Source organism: Pelotomaculum propionicicum (assembly GCF_004369225.1).
In the GTDB taxonomy this organism is placed as follows: Bacteria; Bacillota; Desulfotomaculia; order Desulfotomaculales; family Pelotomaculaceae; genus Pelotomaculum_B; species Pelotomaculum_B propionicicum.
The window spans coordinates 1-604 of sequence record NZ_QFFZ01000170.1 but is presented as its reverse complement, the minus strand read 5'-3'; the positions used below and the strand labels follow the sequence as shown (position 1 = coordinate 604).

Annotated in this window: 1 protein-coding gene; it reads right to left on the bottom strand. The window is 52.0% G+C overall.

Going from position 1 to position 604, the window contains the following annotated elements; genetic code table 11:
* Positions 1 to 583: Druantia anti-phage system protein DruA (locus tag Pmgp_RS19365; protein ID WP_243119965.1), on the bottom strand; the 583-nt coding region annotated here is incomplete at its 3' end.
* Positions 584 to 604 lie beyond the last annotated feature (21 nt).

The window sequence follows — 604 nt, the reverse complement described above, 5'->3', positions numbered from 1 at the left end:
CGCCCCTGCTTTCCCCGCATAAAATCGCCCGGAAGTCCCGGCGAAGCGGATACACGTAAATATGCTTGGGGCAAGATAAATATTGGGTATACCGATCCATTCGTCCCCGTCCCGCGGTTTCTCCCAACAGCATCCAGTTCGCTGCTTTGTAGCAAGTGCCTTGATATTTGTTAATATCCACAAAGGTTTCCAACAATACCGGCTTAAACCCGTACCGCTCCTGCCAATCCATGGGAACTTGCCTGACGGCCAAGGCCAGCGCCTTGCTCGCCAGATTCTTCACCTTTACCCAGGGAAAGATTAGAAACCGGCTGTTATTCACAATGTATGACAGTCGCTGGCCACGATCTTCCTTGCTCCAACCGATCCACGCATCCCGCTCGGCTAAAGCCCAAGCGCAAGCGGAAAAGAGCATACACCCCAGACGCCTGTTCAACGAACGCGACCAAATGAAATACCGTTGATGCGCACCAAACGGACGCCTGTATCCGAGCATATGATAACGTTCGACATATTCATTCCACAGACGAATCTCTTTTTGAACCCGTACCGGCTCTAGTTGGATGGGAGCATACGCCGACACACTCCCTCTTAGTTCCTCTTC